The 617-nt window shown below is 67.9% G+C and carries 1 protein-coding gene and 1 pseudogene; both read left to right on the top strand.

The features are described from left to right. On the top strand, positions 1-385 hold a 385-nt coding region (locus tag EN969_RS34200), incomplete at its 5' end, for a branched-chain amino acid ABC transporter permease (RefSeq protein ID WP_164758807.1). Further along, a pseudogene (locus EN969_RS34195) lies at positions 382-617 on the top strand (branched-chain amino acid ABC transporter permease); the annotation flags it as partial. The gene EN969_RS34200 and the pseudogene EN969_RS34195, both read left to right, overlap by 4 nt.

Raw genomic sequence — 617 nt, 5'->3', positions numbered from 1 at the left:
CACGCAGACCGGCCGCTCGATGCAGGCCCTGAGCCAGAACTCGGCACTGGCCCGCATCGTCGGCATCGACGTCGCCAGCGTGGTGCGCGTCACCTGGGTCATCGGCGGGGCGCTGGCCTGCGTGGCCGGCGTGATGATCGGCATCCTGGTGCAGATCCGCCCGTTCATGGGCTTCGACATGCTATTGCCGATGTTTGCCGCCGCCATTCTCGGCGGCATCGGCAGCATCCCCGGCGCCGTGCTCGGCGGCCTGATCATCGGGCTCGCCGAGGCCGGTGCCGTGCAGCTGATCGGCGCCGAATGGCGCGCCGCCGTCTCCTTCATCATCCTGATGGCGGTGCTGTTCGTGCGGCCGATCGGCCTGTTTGGTGTGAGGGAACGCTGATGGATCTGATCGGCTACGGCGCCTTCTTCCTGACCACCGCGCTGATCTTTTCGCTGGTCACGCTGGGGCTCAATTTGCAGTGGGGCCTGACCGGCCTGTTCAATGTCGGCCTTGCCGGCTTCGTCGCCATCGGCGCCTACACCTCGGCATTGCTGACCACTCCCGACGACGCCGCGCGGCTGGGTGGCCTTGGCCTGCCGATCGTTGTCGGCTGGGCGGGCGCCATGGTCGT

Origin of the sequence: Mesorhizobium sp. M7A.F.Ca.CA.003.01.2.1, from assembly GCF_003998945.1 — a bacterium.
Lineage (GTDB): Bacteria > Pseudomonadota > Alphaproteobacteria > Rhizobiales > Rhizobiaceae > Mesorhizobium > Mesorhizobium ciceri.
The sequence above is the reverse complement of the archived record's forward strand: the minus strand, read 5'-3'. Positions and strand labels throughout refer to the sequence as shown.